The sequence below is a fragment of the Pseudobdellovibrio sp. HCB154 genome, assembly GCF_046267985.1.
Taxonomy (GTDB): domain Bacteria; phylum Bdellovibrionota; class Bdellovibrionia; order Bdellovibrionales; family Bdellovibrionaceae; genus Pseudobdellovibrio.
Genome location: NZ_CP176530.1, coordinates 1,041,554 through 1,058,998, shown reverse-complemented (window position 1 = coordinate 1,058,998; position 17,445 = coordinate 1,041,554). Strand labels below are relative to the sequence as shown.

Here is a 17,445-nt window from a genome sequence, read left to right as displayed (position 1 = left end):
AGACTGTAAGTCAGACAACAACTACTGAGTTACAGGGCCACTTTCTTTAAAATAATTAAATGTTAATGTAGAATAGTGAATTTCAACTTTATCTAATTCAGAATCTAAAGTTGTGTCTTTTAAATCCACTTGAACATCAGCTGTATAAATCATTTCGCAAACTGATTTAGAAAAATCTTTAATACGTACTTGAGCGAAACGACGTTGGTTTTTCATAAAACGGCTACCAACTTCAACGTTATTAGAAACAAAAGTTTGAATGCCGCAAGCATCAGTTTCAACATGCTTAAGAGTGTATGTCGCATTTAAAATTGTCGTAGGCATTGCTAAACAAGAAATACCGCCTTCGATTTTAGGGCAAAGATTACTAAAAATTAGCAAGTGAGCCACTTCGCGGTTTTTAGATAATGAAAAATTCACGCTCATGTTATTAGATGTATAAAGATCCTTATTTAAACTTTCTTTAACCAGCGCCATGTTCTCTGGCATGTACTGCCAAGATTGTGCTTTTGCTGTTTGAGCTAAAGCCATAACTGCGATGACCATTAATAAGTATTTCATAAGTTATCTTTCTGCGCGCCTTTGGCGCGACTCCTAAAATTAGGTAAATAAAATAAAATTGACAGACTTTTTCTAAACAATCTCACTCTGTCCGTCTATTTTTTTCGTCGTCAAATTTTGAACAAGGAAGTTTTTATCCCATCAGTTCCATTTCGGACTTGATTATATTTGGTTTTATTTTTCGAAGGTTCCAATGTGGGTCTGGCCGACCGCATCTAACGAATCGGCGTTTTATCAGAATCCGCAGGAAGTCTGCGTCCCTTAACTCGCCCGCCCTTAGCGGATTTGGACTTATGATTTCTTGCTGGACCGCGGTTTTCATCCCCACCATAGGCCGTTCTAATATCATCGCGAGGGCGGCTGGTTGGCGTAGCTTTCGACATGTCGTCTTTATTCATGTGACTTTTACGTGTGACCTGGCTTTTGCTTGTCTGCGTTTGAGGCATGTTGTCCTTCTTATCTGGAATTTAAGTTGCGTTCGTGTTTCGTTAAGCAATTAAAGCGCCATACGCCATGACTTCCAGATTAGAAAAGGCCCAAACCTTCCGGGAATTATTCCCCGTAACCTAAATTAGTGAGGCACAATGGGCAAACTTTCTTACTCTAGTAGTTTTTCACTGCGATTTTGCGCAAAACTGATGGTGTTATCAAACTTACGATCAAGCTCATCACGTTTATTTTCTAGCGCAGACCAGAAAGCATCCGAAGTATTTAGAACCACGTTATCGTGCTTAATTTTAAAAGGTAAATTAAGAGCTACTGTCTTTTCTTTATCATTTTTTAAAATCCAGTTTCCGACAGCTGCGGCAGCTTCGATAACGAAATGCCTGCCCGATTTTAACTTTTGTGGATTTGAGACTACGTCAATGTCATCAAAAAATAGTTTTGCATAGCCATTGCTGTGACCTTTTTCACTGGCTGCTTCGATATAAGTCGAAAATTTTCCGCGTGTTAAATCCATCGGAAGAATTTTCAAAAGTAAGCCATTTAAAGTTTTTAAATCAAAATCAACAATTGAAAAATTCATGTCGGCCAATACGGGGTCAGCTAAAGGCTGGGTTTGTCCCGTTAACAACATGCGGCCCTGGCCTTGTAAGTACGATTCAATCTTAACACGAGCTAACTGCCAATTCTTCGCTGGAGATAAATGTACATTAGAAATATCGATGGCAATGCGATTTACCGATAAAGGCACTTTCGCTTCTGGCACGACAAATTTAACGTTCGCATTGCGCACAGAAAATTGAGAAATCTCTGAAGACCATTTTGAATCGGCTAGAAGTTTTCTAATCTTAGTAAAACTCATCTCGTCAGGCTTAGGGGGCTTCACTTTAGGAATTTCAGTCATCACTATATTCGCACCATCAATAGCAATTATAGCGACAGCGTTTTTATTCCAAAGCTTTTGCCACGAGTAATTTACTTTTGTATTTGCTACATCAATCTGCAAAGCCTGAGGTTTATTTTTCTTTTCGATATGCAGATTTTTAAGAGTAATCTGCCCGCGCAGAATCGCCAAATCTAGATCTTTTAAATGCCCGGTATAGTCTTCGTTTTTATGGCGTAGGGCGTAGTTAATTCCTGTCAATGCTGCAACAGGAATAAGTAACCGAATAGCCCCCAGAATCAAAACAATAATTAAAAGTTTACGGATGAATTTCATAGAAGAAATTCGAGCAAGAACTAAACCAGCTTTGAAAATGTTTTATCGATTTCTTTGGAAATATCGCCGCCGGCTTCGTAGGTTTCGCGCCACACGTCAGTCTCGGCTAAGATTTCGGTTAGGCCCTGAAGCTTTAACAGTGAACGACGCAAACGTTCAACTGTTTCTATTTCTTCAGGGTTACGCGATTCAATAAGAGTCGCGCATAAATTAATAACTTGTAACGGCGAATTCGCGCGGTCACGCACCGCTAAGAATAATCTGGCTGCACGCTCAAAAGCTTCAGCTTCAGCACGGCTTTTCTCTAAGTTTTGAATAAGGCGCTTACGGTAAGCACGCGCCCCTAACATCATGAGTGAAATAAGGCCGTAAGTTAATGTGGCCCAAGGCTCCCCTGTTACACCCGTTAACGGAAATTGGTCTTTTAGAAAAAACCAAAACGCGACGGCAAAAACTAATGAAACAAAAATTTCACAAGCGGCAATCCACACCCGACCCGGTGATAACACCGCAATGTAAATACATAAAAACTGAAATGGAACTAACGGCTGGCGCAACTGCCCCAGTTGTAAACCTAACGACTCGCCCATCCACGTCGTAATAATAAATGGAGCCGATAAAATAAAAAATCCAATTTCTAAAGATTTTGTCGATGGAATATTACGACGATTTGCATACAACCAAACTCCGATAGCTACAGCTAGGGCTGCATGAGTAGCATTGAGTAAAATCATGATTTCGCCAATCGCGGCCCCGTCGATAAAAACAAAAATTGTCTGAACAAAAAATGAAGCAATGGTTGCAAAGACCATTGTGCGATAAGCTTCCATATGAGATTCAGAAACTCGTTTGATCATTAAGCGTGAATTCCTTCAACAAAACCTAATAACTGCGGAAGCCCAATAGGCTTGGCCACAACCTTCGTGTTAGGCATACGTGTCGCCGCCAACACTTCAGGGTCAGAAACCGCATGGCCTGTCAAAAAAACGATTTTACCTTTGAAGCCATTAGCACGTAACCATTCGGCGACATTAACGCCTGAAGGTCTCTCCGCACCTAAGTTCACGTCAAGAATAGCCAATTCGCAGTTTAGGATTTTATCTTTCTGCTGTTGAACAGACTCCATAGATGTTGCAGTAATCACCTGATCAACTTTACATAAAGTGACAAGTGTTTCTTGAAGTACTTCAAGTAAATCAATGTCATCATCCATAACTAGAATTGTTGGTCCGGCTTGCATGCCGACTGAAATACCACAACTATAAACGCTTTCCTAGAACTAGCTCCTAGGGTTCACGTAATTTCATAGTAACAAATGGGGCATTTTAACCATACCTTAACAGCTTTTGTTAAGATTAGCTTGAACAGGCCGTTGTTGTTCCGCAATTTAGACAACGATAACAACCCGATTCAAGCACCGTAGGGCTTCCGCACTCAGTACAAGCTGGGAACTCTGATTTATTTCGATTTAACGGTTGTACAAATTTACTTCCATCGCGGTAAATAGCCACAGCCTTTAAATTCAATCGCCACGCTTTATGGTAAACTTCGGCAATATCTTTTTCCGTAGCCGAGTTAGGAAGGTTCACTGTTTTTGAAATGGCTCCTGAAATAAACGGCTGAACAGCGGCCATCATCAGAATATGCGCATCAGGAGACAACACATCATCACCCGTATGAGTTGTGCCTGCGGCGGTAAAAAATATTTTCTTATGTTCAGGTTTTAAAATATTGCTAGCGATAAAGTCTTCGCCGCTTTCGATTTGAAATAATATTTTATCACGGTCAACTTCAGAATAGCCTAAATTATCCAAAGCGATTTTCACAGATTGGTTAACGATTTTAAGCTGCCCGCCACCAGATAGTTTTTTATGTTTGATCAATGAAAAATCAGGCTCAATACCTGTGGTATCACAATCCATCACAAGTCCGATTGTACCCGTTGGGGCAATCACTGTAACTTGGGCATTTCTAAAGCCGTGCTTTTCACCCATCTCAATCACGTCGGCCCAAAGCTCATGACAGATTTCTTTATACGATGAAGGAAGCAAATCCCACTGGATATCTTTTAAAGCTTTTTGGTGAAGCTTCATCACACCCATCATCGATTTTTTATTTTTCTTAAAACCTGGAAATGGCTTTAATTTCGCCGCAAGCTCGCTACTCGTGTAATAAGCCATACCTGTCATCATCGCCGTCACTGCACCGGCAAAAGCTCTAGCGTGATCACTGTCATAACCTAAACCCATTTGCATGATTAAACTTCCAAGGTTGGCATAACCTAAACCTAACGGACGGTAATCATGTGAGTTCTTAGCGATTTTTTCAGTTGGGTAACTCGCGTAATCAACTAAAAATTCTTGCGCTAAGATAAACGTTTTTACGGTAATTAGAAATTCATGAATTTTAAATTTTTCATCATTAGCTTTTGATTGATCGAAAAATTTAACCAGGTTAAGTGAAGCTAAATTACAAGCCGAATCATCCAAGAACATATATTCTGAACATGGATTACTCGCGTTGATTGGTGCTGTTTCTTTACATGTATGAAATTTATTAATCGTATCGCTAAACTGCACTCCAGGATCGGCGCAGTTCCAAGCGGCTTTACAAAGCTGCTGCCATAACTGATCAGAACTTACTTCAGAAACGGGTTTGCCATTCACGCGTGACCGCAATGACCACTGGGCATTCTTTTCTAAAGCGTGCATGAATTTATTAGAAATACGAACTGAGTTATTCGCATTTTGGCCAGAAACTGTGTGATACGACTCCCCGTCAAGTTCCGCCGAATAACCTTGGGCAATTAAAGCATGGGCCTTTTTTTCTTCTTTCATTTTCCATGAAATGAATTCAGAAATTTCAGGATGATCCATATCGACACAAACCATTTTAGCGGCTCTGCGGGTTGTGCCGCCTGACTTAATCGCTCCTGCTGATTTATCTAAGATCTCTAAGAATGAAATCAAACCTGAGCTTGTGCCACCAGAATTTAAATTTTCGTATTTACTTCTTAAAGTCGAAAAATTTGTACCTGAACCAGAACCGTATTTAAAAAGTTTGGCTTCAGTTTTTACTAAGTCGAAAATAGATTCTAAAGAGTCATCGACCGATTGAATAAAACAGGCCGAACACTGTGGGCGCTTAAAAGCATCTGTGATTTCAGCGATTTTTTTAGATTTATAATCCCAGGCAAAGTGATGGCTTTTCGATGAAACTTTATAAGCCTCATAAAGACCACAGTTAAACCACACTGGAGAGTTAAAGGCGGCTGATTGGTTTAAAAGATGAAACTTAATTTCAGAAATAAATGATTCTAATTCTTTTGAGCTTTTAAAAAGTTTGGCGTTTTGGCTTGCGGTTTTTAGCCCCGCAGCGATTCGGTTTACAAGGGCAAATATGGAGTTTTCGCCCTTTTCAGATTTACGAAAATACTTACTGGCAGCGATATCCACCGCTGTTTGTGACCAATGTTCGGGAGCTGCCACACCGTGTTTTTCAAAATAGATGCGATTTTGCTGATCTTTGATCACAGCCTCGTAAGATTTCGCTTTAAAATACGGAGACTTACGGTTCGCAGTGAAATACGGTTGAAAAAACGGGAGTGATTTGGCCATAAAAATATTGAAGCACAATATCTTTGTTGGACAAAGGTAAAAAAAGTTGATGCAATTTAGTAAATATATATCGGCTTAGCCGAACACCACTTGTGAAAGGGATTTCATATGACAAAATTTATTTTAGCTATTGCAGCTACTCTTTGCTTAACTCAAGCAGTTCATGCTGCAGTTCAGATCGAAGTAACTCCTGAAGTAGAATCTGTTTCTGCACAAGATTACACCTCGCACTGGTTTGGCCGTGTATTTGTAAACTCTTACAATCCTGTTCGTTGGACGATCTCAAACACTGGTGACGAAAATCTTGATTATGTAAGCTTTAATGCATTCGGAAGTTTTGATTTCAGAGGTCGCACTAGCTGCACTGGTACATTGGCTCCGGGTCAACGCTGCCAAATCGAAATTGTGTACTGGCCAGCATTTGAAGGTTCAGATTCGGGCGATTTCATGCTGAACTTCAAACAAGACTCAGTTCAAATCCATGTTTGGGGCGAAGCTATTAAACACTTCTAATTCGATATAATCTATTTAAAGTCTATATGGGTCCTAGCCAAAGCCTCTATCTTGGGGTATAGTGGACCCATGATTCAAATTTCAGAATCCGCAGCATCCAAATTAGCCGCCCTCAAAAAAGAGGAAGGCAAACCTGAATCTGCCGCCTTACGAGTCGAAGTAAAAAAAGGCGGTTGCTCTGGTTTATCGTATAAAATGGATTTCGGTACTGAGGCCAAAGAGGGCGACCAAGTCTTTGAATCAAACGGACAAAAACTCATTGTTGATGGCCAAAGTCTTCTGTATTTAATTGGGATGACGCTGGATTTTTCTGGCGGACTAAACGGAAAAGGCTTTGTATTCAATAACCCGAACGCCACGAAGAATTGTGGTTGCGGTTCAAGCTTCAACGTATAACGATTCCCTAATCTAAAGGTTTCCTCTTCTACGACGTCCACATACATTTAAAATCCTGCCGGATGCAGGAACTGTATAACTATTACACCAAAGCGGCTTAAAATCGTTTTGAGCTACGCATTGCTTTACTAATAAGCAATTTGGTGCGACTGTGTGCCCTCAATAAACAGCAGATATTGCGAAAGCAAATGCAAGACGTCGTGCCCTCGGCACGCAAGAAGGAAAATTGTGAACGACACAGAAAACGTGATCGCGCCTACAGATGTAGACGCATCAAAGAAAAATATCGAGCCACTTATTGAACAAGACAGCAACGAAGGTAACGAAATCGAACAAAATGATTTCTTGGAATTTGCCTTATCTGCTGAAGTTCAAAAAGCTCTAGAAAAACTTAAATTTACGAAAGCAACACCGGTTCAAAAAGCCTGTATTCCGCTTTTGTTAGAAAACGAAACAGACATCGTAGCATTAGCTAAAACTGGTACTGGTAAAACGGCTGCATTCGGTCTTCCGATCGTTGAGCGTTTAGAAGCTGGTGCCGGCTTACAAGCGTTAGTTCTTTGCCCGACTCGCGAATTAGCTCAGCAAGTTGCTGGTAATTTACGTAGCTTTGGTGAATTCAAAAAATTAAAAGTTACAACAGTTGTTGGTGGTGAATCGTACGATCGCCAAATTAAATCCATCAGAGCAAATCCAGAGATTTTGGTTTCTACTCCGGGCCGCTTAGTGGATTTAATGGAGCAAAATATTGTTGAATTAGCTGACGTTAAATACCTAGTGTTAGACGAAGCTGATGAAATGTTATCTTTCGGTTTCGAAGAAGCTTTAGAAACTATCTGGAAAGCTTCTGCTAAAACTGAATTACGTACTTGGTTATTCTCGGCAACAATGTCGAAACAAATCAAATCATTATCTAACAAGTATTTAAAGGACGCTGAAGAAGTAACTTTAAATACGCACACTGAAAAAACAAATGTTGAATCATTTGCTTGCGTGATTTTTGAAGAAGATAAAGAAGATGCTTTATCTTTATTAATCAAAAACACTCCGGAATTCTACGGCATCATCTTCGCAACGACTAAAAAACAAGTTGCTGAATTAGAATTACGTTTACGCAATTTAGGCTTAGACGTTGATTCATTACATGGTGATAAGGTTCAGGCTGACCGTACTCGTACGATCGAGCGTATGAAAAGAAAAGCTACAAAAATTCTTGTTGCAACTGACGTAGCAGCCCGCGGTTTAGATATCCAGGATTTAACTCACGTTGTGAATTTCGAAATCCCTTGGGACACTGAAACTTACACTCACCGTATTGGTCGTACAGGCCGTGCTGGTAAAGCCGGTACAGTTTGGACAATGGTTAAACCTAAAGAATCTGGCAAGTTAGTGCGTTTTGAGCGCGCTTTAAATTTCAAATTCAAAGGTTTACAAATTCCTTTAGTTGAAGATGTTCAAATCAACATGAAAATGAATTGGTTAAAACAAATCGCAGCTATCAAAATGCACGAAAAAGATTCTGCTAAATTTGAAAAAGCAATTGATCAATTAGAAGGTATGTCTGATTTATCTACTGAGACTAAAACTTGGTTAGCAAAAGCTTTAAACTACATTGGTCAAGGCGAAGATCTTCGTATGAAACAACCTCGTTCATTAGAATTACGTGAGCGTGGCGAAGGCACTGGCCGTCGTTCTGAAGGCCAATTTGATGATCGTGGCGGCGAAGGCCGTGGCGAACGTCGTGGTTTTGGTGGCGATCGCGGTTTCCGCGGTGGCCGTGGCGGTGGTGGCGGATTCTCACGTCGTGACCGTGATGGTGGTGGCGACCGTTCTGAAGGCCGTTCTTGGGGTTTCCGTGGTCGTGATGATCGTGGCGAAGCACGTGGTGATAGAAGTGATCGCTCTGAGCGCGGTGATCGTCCGGAGCGTAGCTTCGGTGGCGATCGCGGCGAAGCACGCGGTGAACGTTCTGACCGTGGTGAATCACGTGGTGGCGGCGAAGGTCGTGGCTTCCGTGGTGGACGCGGTGGTGAAGGCCGTTCTGCTGGTGGCGGATCACGCGGTGGATTCCGTGGTGGCCGTGATGGCGCAAGATCAGGTGGCCGTTCTGAAAGACGCGCCCGCGATTAATTTTTAATTACATATTAAAAATAAAAAAGGAGAGTTAACTACTCTCCTTTTTTTATTGCATGACTCAATACTAAGATTTTAAGTTTGCACCTGGAAATCTAAAAGAAATAATGGCCCCTTTGATCACACCGGCTTCATCGATTCGGTTATCAGCTCTTAATTCACCACCGTGAACTTCGCAGATCTTTTTCATAATCACTGAACCAAGCCCCACCGATACCCGGCCTTGCCCACCACCATCAATAATTTGGCGTGTGATTCGGCGTTCTCCAAAATGAGATAAATCATCTGGTCTAAACCCTTGGCCATTATCTGCCACAGTAATACTGTAACTACTGTTACCTAAATCATTGATAGAAACCCAAAGTTCACTTCGGGCAAATGAAACTGAGTTTTCTAAAGCATTTCGTAACATACGCTTTAAAAGTTTTGCATCACCTTGAATCAGGGGCTCACCTTCTGCAAAGTCAGATTTAAAGTTGATCTTTTTTAAAGGGTTTTTAAGTTCTATATCGTAGATTTCTTCTTGCAGAAGCTGTGCTACCGGAACACCGTTTGTGGCTGAACTATACTTCGGCTCATCGACTTGTGATAACACTAATAAGTCTTCTACAAGGCGTGCGAAATAATTAATTTCTTTATTTGAAAGCGATAAAAGTTCAGACTTTGTTTTTTCATCTAACTTAGCACTGCTCATTTCAAGGGTTTCAAGTAAAGTTTTAAGTGACGCGATCGGCGTTCTTAAATCGTGCGCCAACTCCTGAAGTAACTTACGACGAGACACCTCAACACTTTTTAAATGACTGACTAAATGTTCGATTTCATCGGCCATTTGGTTAAAGCGAAGCATCGCTTGACCGAACTCATCGTTTCTATCGATAGCAAAACGCGCTTTTAAATTTCCTTTATGTAATTCTGAAATCACAAAATCAGCATCGTGAACTTTTTTTCGCACTGATAAGTAAATCACAAATAAAGTTAATCCCACACCGATCAATAACGATAAAACTAAAGAACCAATACCAAGAATCGGCATCACACGTGCCATGCCTTTTGGCGGTTCGAACATTTTTGGTGTTGGTGGTAAAATAATTAAATAATATTTGCGCGAATCATTTGCCACGTCTTTAAGTTTGATCACCGATTTTTGCTTCGGCATCATCGGACCACCAGGGCCTCCGGGACCACCCGGCCCGCCGCCTGGAGGTGGACCTGGGGGGCCACCAAAACCAGGGCCTGGCCCTGGGCCTCCGGGACCATCTAAGCCTGGAGGTGGCGGACGGTGTTCGATTTTTTCGCCGTAGAATTTAAAATCATAATCATTCACTAACGAAGCTAAGATTTCTACTGAGGGAAGATCAGCTTTTGAAATTTCAGCTTCACCAAATAAAATTTCACGTTGATCGTTAATTAAGATCAAACTTGGTTTTGGCCCCATATTTTTATCATGAAAGGATTCCATCGCACGAATCGCTTCTAACTTTGTCGGATAATTTAGATGATCTATGGTCTTACCTAAAAATAACGGAGGCATCATTTCTCGCTGTGCCTGCTGGCGCTCTGGCTTAAAACTTTCAGCCACAAAGCGAGAAATAAAAAATCCTAAAAATATCGTTAAGATCAAAATCACCGAAGCTAAAAGAAAATATTCGCGAAAGACCTTATGTTTAATCATTTTTTTCCAATCTGTAGCCTAAACCATAGACTGATGAAATCTTAATACTATCAACGGCGTGTTTTTTTAAATTTTTACGTAAGTGACTGATATGAGAATCAATCGTGCGGTCAAAAATTTCTGACTCTTTATCTAAAAACTGTAACAACGAATCACGTGAAATGATGCGCTCAGCGTTTTTCATCATATAAAAGAAAATATCAAATTCACGGCGGTTAAAATCGATCACGACATCATTGTATTTAACCAAACGGTCTTGTTCGAAAACTTTGACTCCACCAAATTCAACCACATTTGTTTTTGCCGCTGGCTTTTTTAAAACCACTTGCATACGTGCTGCTAACTCTTTGTAGCTATAAGGTTTTTTAACGAAGTCATTGGCTCCCATTGTTAAGCCTTTAACCACTGAATCTTCATCAGACTGAGCTGACAAGATAATGACCGGAATATGTGAAAACTCGTTTTTAACTTTTTCTAAATAACTAAAACCTGATCCGTCAGGTAAACCTAAATCTAAAATCACAAAATCCAACGACGAGTCCTGCAATTGTTTTTTTGCAGATTCTAGCGTGTTGTTAAGAACAACACGGTGGCCTTCAAGTTCTAGATTCACTTGTAAGGCTCTAGCTAAAATGGGATCGTCTTCAACAATTTGTACAAACATAAAAACCTAATTAGCGCCCGTTAACTGTTGTTGTCGTGGTATTGTAATAAGTTGGCGTTGTAGAATAAATCGTGCTTGTCGAACCTGGAATCCACGTTGGCGCTGTTGTGGTTCCGTAAGTTGTGCCGTATGTTGTTCCGTAATAGCCACCGGTTGCCGTCAAACCACTTGTTGACGTTCCATTATTATAGTAACTGCCCGTATACAGATTTTGCAAACGCATCTGTAAGTTATAAATTTCTTGCTGCAACTGCTGTGATTGTTGGGTTACCTGCTGCTGTTGTTGATACTGTTGCATTTGCGCTTGATATTGCTGTTGATAATATTGCATTTGATACTGCGACATATGCTGTTGGTACTGGAGCGCTAACATTTGACTTTGGTAGTTGTTGCTCATCGTACCTAAGCCGTAGTTCGACATATTCCCGTAGCCTGTCATAGTTCCATAGTTGGCCATTCCACCTGTCATCGTGCCGTAACCGTTCATCATAGTGCCATAGCCATTCATCATACCGTTCGCCATCATTCCATAACCATTACTTCCGTAAAGATTTTGGTTTCCGTAGCCGTTCATGTAAGGGTTGTAACCCATCGTGTACATGCCACCACCATAAGGATTTTGGCCGTACATACTTTGTGGATAACCGAATGCACCACTCATTTGCCCCATGCCATTCATGTTACCCATGCCATTCATGTTACCCATGCCGTACATGTTATTACCCATGCCATTCATCATCGACATTGAATTTCCACAGCCCATTGAACCTTGGCCGTTTGATCCATTCACTGAACCGTACACGCCGTTAAGAATATAAGGTAAACCTAACGATACCGCTGTTGGATAACCTGTTTGTGGCGGGTAACCTAATTGCGCCGAATATTCAGCGTTACGATCATCATATTGTTTACCTACATAAGCTAAACCAAGACCGATACCGATGTTTCCTAAAGTGCTTACCCAGTCACGATTTGATTTTTTCTCGCCACCACCGCCATCACGGTCCATCATGCCGCACTCTTCGCAGTCGGCTTCTGTTTTTGCCATACGGCTTTGACCATCTAAAGACGCGCGCTCTTTTTCATCGGCAATCGCGTACTGGCGATCTTCGATTTCGTCTTCAATATGCTCAATTTTTGCCTGAGCTTCGTCACGCTTAATACGAAATTTTCTATAATTAGCTAATTGCTTACTGCAATCTGAAGATTGGGCCGTGCTTTTACGATCACTATTTCTAAGTGAAGCATCACTACAAATCGCTGCTGATACGGAACCACCTGAGCTACGCGTGTTAGCATTACAATACCCGCCACCTTGTCTTGTCCATTTAGCTTGTAATTTTTCAGGAACTTCTTCTTTACCTTCACAATCAACTGTCGATACAACTTGAGTGGCTGGCGTAATCACTTGGCTTCCATCTTCACTCACTGTGCCTTCACCCACCGCTGTCGATCCTGTTTGTGAAACTTGTTGTTGGCCGCAACGATTACCCGGAAAAGTTTTATAATCTGCACACGTATTACCTTTTTCGATATGCACTTCTAATAAAAAATCTAAAATTTCTGAATCAAAAACTCTTTCAAGTTTTTTGGCAGCTAATTCCATTTCTTTTTCAGCACGCTTTTTATCAAGCTCTTTAGCAGATTTTTCTTTTTTCAGCTCTGTTAAGCGGCTGTCTGTTTTTTCTTTTTGTTGGCCCTGCGATTTGCCACCGGTATTTTGACTGACTTGATAACCGCAGTTTTGTTGACCACCCCAATAACCAGAACCTTGAAGGCCTGCATTGGCGTAACCATAGGCGCTATATCCATATTGCGCCACGCTTGTTAAAGGAAACATCAGCATGATTGAAGTGATCCATTTATTCATAAACTTTCCCATCGTTAATAGACGCCTACAGATTACGAAAACAATGTGGAAGAATTGTGAATTCTAAAAAGATTTGAATTTCGTCTCAAAATGGTCCTGATTTTCTGGACCTAAGTTTTTGTTTTCTCCATATTCCTTCAACAATCAGGCTTTATTCTGGACCTACAACAACCAAAGGAGTTTTAGATGAAATCATTCATCACACAAACACTATTAGCTTCATGCTTAATGTTATCTCTTGCTTATGCACGCGATCACAAAGGTCCACATATGGACGAAGAAACAAAAGCCGCATTTGAAGCTTGCGCGGAAGAAGTTGGAATGCCAGAGCGTGAATCTGGCGAGCGTCCAACGAAAGAACAACACGAGGCTATGAAAACATGCCTTGAAGGCAAAGGCATAAAACCTCCGAAAGGTGGCAGACCCGGTGGTCCTCCTCCAGAGTTCCGCAATGAATCCGATGCTAGCGAATAAATAAAAAGGGAGCTTAACAAGCTCCCTTTTTATTTTTGTTTTTTAGTTTGAAATTAAAATAAACTTTGAATCGCCATTGTGAATTGGTTTAAGCCATCAAAGAAAGAATGAACCACATCTGGATGAGCTTCTAAATATTTATTACCCATGTACCCAGCCACATAACTGCCTAAGATAATTTTACCGAAAGAGTTAGCGCCTGATTCTTGGTAATACAATGGAAATGCCTCTTTTGTTAAAGCCGCTTTATCGGCTTCCATGATCTGTTCATGAAATAGCTTGTAGCGCTCATTTTCTGTGGCTTTAGTTGCAGATACTGATTTAATCGCTTCCCACTCTTCTGTATTTTCAACTACGCGTGAGAATAATTCGATAAGCTCATTAGGTCTTTCTGATTTTACATTCAGCGAGCGTAACAATTCATATTGTTCTACTGGCGATTTCGCTTCGATAATCATTTCAATATCTTCTAAATAAGTGCTGCGTAAGTGTTTCGTATAACCCACTTGAAACGCCTCAGAAATAACTTTACGGGCCGGAACCATAAATGGACCCATCACGATTTTTTCCGGGATTTTATATAACACCGATTTTAAGCCGTTTACGATCGGTCCACTGAACGTCATTAAACGTAACATTAAGAAAAACTCATCCACCGCAGCTTTTTTAAGTAACGCATGCTGTGTTCTGATATTTGACTGTACATAGCGCTTTACTTCTTCGACAGAGAATTTTTTAAATTGCATGTTGTACGATAAAGCATGGTTTGTAGCTAGTGCTTCAAGCTCTGCTAACACGGTTTGCGCGCGCTCAGACACCACTTGAAGTTTTGAATTCGACATTTGGTTTAAAGCTTCTTTTAAAGAAATATAACGGTAGTAGTTTTGACCAATATGTTTATCTAAAACATTTTTCTCGGCCTGTTTGCCTCTGATCATTTTCTGAATTTCTTCTTTTTTTTCTGGTGAAGCTTCGCGAGCTTCGTACTGGCGTAAATAAGCGATTTCGTTTCTTAGTTTTTCAGCCAGACGAATATCAACTTCGTAGCGTTTAAATAATGGTCCAACTTTTTCTAAAACTTTCGCTGTTAAACCTAAACGAACTTGGTCTTTGATTTTACCGGCATAGTTTTCAGCTTCAACCATTGAACGGTTTGTTTCAGAACCTGTTAGTTCGCTGTATTTACGAATACGTTTTTCTAAATTACGAATTTTTTGGTCAAACTTTTTAAATTCAGCGGTGTATTCACTGCGCTCGATCTCAGACATTTTAGCAAAAATACCTGCGGCTGGATCTTGTGGAAATAGATCCACACACATCGCTTGTGCCTGCGCTTGTTGAGTGAAACCGATTAAGGCTACGAAACTGTAAACAACTGATAATAATGCTAATTTACCCATAGGATCATTCATTAGAGCAATCCATCGACCCACTCTAAACCCTATAAATTGCTTATAACGCCAAAATATTGTTTAGCTCATGATAGGACGACGTCGAATGTCACTTCCCGTTAGGTGGTCAGTCGACTTATAATGAGACTTATGGAAGAGGTAGAGAAGTTTTTTAAATGTCCGTACTGTCTGGAAAAAATCTCGATGTTATTGGATGTTTCTGAAGAGGGGGCACAAACCTATGTTGAAGACTGCGAAGTCTGCTGTAACCCGATCCAACTCACCTACGAGGCAATCAACGGCAAAATCAAAAATTTCACCATCGATAAAGCCTACGGCTAACTAAACGTTATGCCAGTTTTGGTTTCCTAAATAATCACCTTTACCTAGCTCTACACCATGCGAACGTAAGATCGCGTAAGCCGTAGTCACATGAAAGTAATAATTCGGAAGTGCATGCTGAATTAAATAATCTTTACCTTGAAGGTATTTACCTGGGTACCAAGGGAATTCAGCTTTTTTGGCTTCAAAACCTTGAAAGTTTTCAGGCTTAATTGTTTCTAAGTAAGAAATCGTTTTTTGAATACGCTCTTGCAACTCTTGAAAATTTTGTTCGTTATCTTCAAACGTCGGAGCTGTCACACCCGTTAAGCGAGCCGCACAACCTTTAGCATTGTCGGTTGCGATTTGCACTTGGCGATAGAACGGAAACATATCTAAAGCTAAACGTGATTGTAAGATCACCGAAGGTTTAATCTTCTTAGCTTCAGCATGTTTTTCAGCTTTTTGTAAAATATGACCTAAAGCTTTAAGTGAAAGAACAAATTGTGGAATTGTTGCTTCAAAAACTGAAATCGTCATAATTACTTCCTACTTTTTTTGATCCTTTGATTCCGTCAGAATCATTGTATCTTGCTTAGCATGAATCTCTTTTTGATCTTTGATTTTCATACCTTTAATTTTCTTTTGTGTGTCAGCTTTATTTAACTGTTCTGTCAAATCTACAGTGATCGAACCAAAACAACGAACCTGGCAAGCTAAACGGCGGCCATCTAAAAAGTATGATGTACCGATTAAATTTAATTCAGCTTTAGACGGTTCTGGCACACAGTGCGTACCTTCAACGATTTTTACGCGGCATTCAGAACATGAAGCCACGCCACCGCAAATTGATTTAATCTTAACGCCGTTTTCAGTCGCTAACTGTAATAAACTTTTTGAAGGATCTACTGGAATTTCAACGCCCGAAGGTAAAAACTTGATACGCATCTATTCCACCACGATCTTAATAAACTTTTTCTTACCCGCGCGAAGAACGAATGATTCTCCGACTTTAAGATCTAGTTTAAGTTTAGAGTCTGACACTTTTTCTTGGTCGATACTAACACCACCACCGGCAACTAAACGAGTGGCTTCGCCGTTAGAAGCTGTCATTCCAGTTAAAGTCATTAACTGAACTAAACCAATACTTTGTGTTTTAATTTTAAAATCATCGATTTGATCAGGTAGACCTTTATCAACGAAAATTCTGTTAAATTCATCTTCAGCAGCTTGCGCTGCGGCTTGTGAGTGAAAACGCGCCACTAAAAATTTAGCCAGGTTTACTTTCACTTCGCGTGGATGTTTTTTCTTAGATTCAACATCAGCTTTTAACTGCGCTACTTCACTCGGGCGTAAATCAGTTAAAAGTTCGTAGTATCTAAACATCAACTCATCAGACACACGCATCGTTTTACCGAACATGTCCTTCGGCGACTCATCTACACCGATATAGTTATCTAAAGACTTAGACATTTTGTTAACGCCGTCTAAACCTTCTAAAATAGGCATCGTTAAAATACATTGGGGTTCTTGATTGTAAGAACCTTGTAAAGTACGACCCATTAATAAGTTAAATTTTTGATCTGTACCACCAAGCTCTAAATCTGTTTTCATAGCCACAGAGTCGTAACCTTGGCAAAGTGGATACATAAATTCGTGCAATGAAATCGGTGTTCCGGCTTTATAACGTTTCGTGAAATCATCACGTTCGATCATTTGCGCTACCGTACACTGAGCCGCTAGTTTAATAAAATCAATCGAAGTTAATTTTAATAACCAAGCTGAGTTGTAAACGATTTCAGTTTTATCTGGATCTAAGATTTTAAAAATTTGCGTCGCGTACGACTTACCATTTTCTTCGATCTCTTCACGAGATAAAATAGGACGTGTTGTGTTTTTACCTGTTGGATCTCCGATTAACGCCGTGAAATCCCCAATTAAAAACTGAATATGATGGCCAAGATCTTGAAGGATCTTAAGCTTGTTGATCACCACCGTGTGACCTAAATGAATATCTGGACGGTTTGGATCTGCGCCCAACTTAATACGAAGCGGTTTATTTGTTTCTTTCGACTTTTTAAGTTTTTTTAAAAAGTCGGCTTCCGAAATAAAATCAACTGTTCCGTGCTTGATAAGCTCTAACTGTTCTTGCGGATCTAAGAAAGACATT

18 protein-coding genes are annotated in these 17,445 nt (G+C 40.3%); 5 read left to right on the top strand and 13 right to left on the bottom strand.

Features of this window, described 5'->3' with window-relative positions; genetic code table 11:
• Positions 1-21: 21 nt before the first annotated feature.
• From ACKWCF_RS05260 to ACKWCF_RS05235, 6 genes are all read right to left on the bottom strand, one after another.
• Positions 22-561 carry a hypothetical protein gene (locus ACKWCF_RS05260; RefSeq protein WP_409479655.1) on the bottom strand — a complete coding sequence of 180 codons (540 nt, stop codon included), beginning with the start codon at positions 559-561 and terminating at the stop codon, positions 22-24.
• Between the two features lie 215 nt (positions 562-776).
• The gene (locus ACKWCF_RS05255; protein ID WP_409479654.1) at positions 777-1,007 is read right to left on the bottom strand and encodes a hypothetical protein; all 231 of its coding nucleotides are present in this window, start codon (positions 1,005-1,007) and stop codon (positions 777-779) included.
• Positions 1,008-1,159: 152 nt separating this feature from the next.
• Complete coding sequence (locus ACKWCF_RS05250) at positions 1,160-2,224, bottom strand: DUF748 domain-containing protein (RefSeq protein WP_409479653.1); 1,065 nt, start codon at positions 2,222-2,224, stop codon at positions 1,160-1,162.
• A 20-nt stretch (positions 2,225-2,244) separates the two neighbouring features.
• On the bottom strand, positions 2,245-3,081 hold the full coding sequence (locus ACKWCF_RS05245; RefSeq protein ID WP_409479652.1) for a hypothetical protein: 837 nt from the start codon (positions 3,079-3,081) through the stop codon (positions 2,245-2,247).
• Positions 3,081-3,464 carry a response regulator gene (locus ACKWCF_RS05240; protein ID WP_409479651.1) on the bottom strand — a complete coding sequence of 128 codons (384 nt, stop codon included), beginning with the start codon at positions 3,462-3,464 and terminating at the stop codon, positions 3,081-3,083. The genes ACKWCF_RS05245 and ACKWCF_RS05240 overlap by 1 nt, the downstream gene beginning before the upstream one ends.
• A 115-nt stretch (positions 3,465-3,579) precedes the next feature.
• Positions 3,580-5,841, bottom strand: a complete 2,262-nt coding sequence (locus ACKWCF_RS05235) for a vitamin B12-dependent ribonucleotide reductase (protein WP_409479650.1) — start codon at positions 5,839-5,841, stop codon at positions 3,580-3,582.
• Positions 5,842-5,949: 108 nt separating this feature from the next.
• Between ACKWCF_RS05235 and ACKWCF_RS05230 the strand changes: the two genes are divergently transcribed.
• The 3 genes from ACKWCF_RS05230 to ACKWCF_RS05220 all read left to right on the top strand — a co-directional run bounded on the left by ACKWCF_RS05230 (position 5,950) and on the right by ACKWCF_RS05220 (position 8,880).
• Positions 5,950-6,354 (top strand): hypothetical protein, encoded by a 405-nt coding sequence (locus ACKWCF_RS05230; protein ID WP_409479649.1) that lies wholly within the window; start codon positions 5,950-5,952, stop codon positions 6,352-6,354.
• 69 nt (positions 6,355-6,423) lie between these two features.
• Entirely contained in the window at positions 6,424-6,750 is a 327-nt protein-coding gene (locus tag ACKWCF_RS05225) for a HesB/IscA family protein (RefSeq protein WP_409479648.1), read from the top strand.
• Positions 6,751-6,978: 228 nt separating this feature from the next.
• Positions 6,979-8,880 (top strand): DEAD/DEAH box helicase, encoded by a 1,902-nt coding sequence (locus ACKWCF_RS05220; RefSeq protein WP_409479647.1) that lies wholly within the window; start codon positions 6,979-6,981, stop codon positions 8,878-8,880.
• 70 nt (positions 8,881-8,950) lie between these two features.
• Here the strand turns inward: ACKWCF_RS05220 and ACKWCF_RS05215 are convergent, their stop codons facing one another.
• The 3 genes from ACKWCF_RS05215 to ACKWCF_RS05205 are packed head-to-tail and all read right to left on the bottom strand — an operon-like array spanning position 8,951 to position 13,089.
• Complete coding sequence (locus ACKWCF_RS05215) at positions 8,951-10,555, bottom strand: ATP-binding protein (RefSeq protein WP_409479646.1); 1,605 nt, start codon at positions 10,553-10,555, stop codon at positions 8,951-8,953.
• Positions 10,548-11,219, bottom strand: a complete 672-nt coding sequence (locus ACKWCF_RS05210; RefSeq protein WP_409479645.1) for a response regulator transcription factor — start codon at positions 11,217-11,219, stop codon at positions 10,548-10,550. Before ACKWCF_RS05210 ends, ACKWCF_RS05215 begins: the two co-directional genes overlap by 8 nt.
• A 10-nt stretch (positions 11,220-11,229) precedes the next feature.
• On the bottom strand, positions 11,230-13,089 hold the full coding sequence (locus ACKWCF_RS05205; protein ID WP_409479644.1) for a hypothetical protein: 1,860 nt from the start codon (positions 13,087-13,089) through the stop codon (positions 11,230-11,232).
• Between the two features lie 186 nt (positions 13,090-13,275).
• On the opposite strand from ACKWCF_RS05205, the gene ACKWCF_RS05200 reads away from it, so the two are divergent.
• Positions 13,276-13,563 carry a hypothetical protein gene (locus ACKWCF_RS05200; protein WP_409479643.1) on the top strand — a complete coding sequence of 96 codons (288 nt, stop codon included), beginning with the start codon at positions 13,276-13,278 and terminating at the stop codon, positions 13,561-13,563.
• A gap of 53 nt (positions 13,564-13,616) precedes the next feature.
• Here ACKWCF_RS05200 and ACKWCF_RS05195 read toward each other — a convergent pair whose 3' ends face one another.
• Positions 13,617-14,996: a hypothetical protein gene (locus ACKWCF_RS05195; RefSeq protein ID WP_409479642.1), complete on the bottom strand. Its 1,380-nt coding sequence runs from the start codon at positions 14,994-14,996 to the stop codon at positions 13,617-13,619.
• Between the two features lie 108 nt (positions 14,997-15,104).
• Between ACKWCF_RS05195 and ACKWCF_RS05190 the strand changes: the two genes are divergently transcribed.
• Positions 15,105-15,296: a CPXCG motif-containing cysteine-rich protein gene (locus ACKWCF_RS05190; RefSeq protein ID WP_409479641.1), complete on the top strand. Its 192-nt coding sequence runs from the start codon at positions 15,105-15,107 to the stop codon at positions 15,294-15,296.
• On the opposite strand, the gene ACKWCF_RS05185 is transcribed toward ACKWCF_RS05190, so the two are convergent.
• The 3 genes from ACKWCF_RS05185 to tyrS are packed head-to-tail and all read right to left on the bottom strand — an operon-like array spanning position 15,297 to position 17,444.
• Positions 15,297-15,815 carry a DUF1993 family protein gene (locus ACKWCF_RS05185; RefSeq protein ID WP_409479640.1) on the bottom strand — a complete coding sequence of 173 codons (519 nt, stop codon included), beginning with the start codon at positions 15,813-15,815 and terminating at the stop codon, positions 15,297-15,299.
• A 9-nt stretch (positions 15,816-15,824) separates the two neighbouring features.
• Positions 15,825-16,223 carry a 2Fe-2S iron-sulfur cluster-binding protein gene (locus tag ACKWCF_RS05180; protein WP_409479639.1) on the bottom strand — a complete coding sequence of 133 codons (399 nt, stop codon included), beginning with the start codon at positions 16,221-16,223 and terminating at the stop codon, positions 15,825-15,827.
• Entirely contained in the window at positions 16,224-17,444 is a 1,221-nt protein-coding gene (gene tyrS / locus ACKWCF_RS05175) for a tyrosine--tRNA ligase (RefSeq protein WP_409479638.1), read from the bottom strand.
• Between the last annotated feature and the right edge of the window lies 1 nt (position 17,445).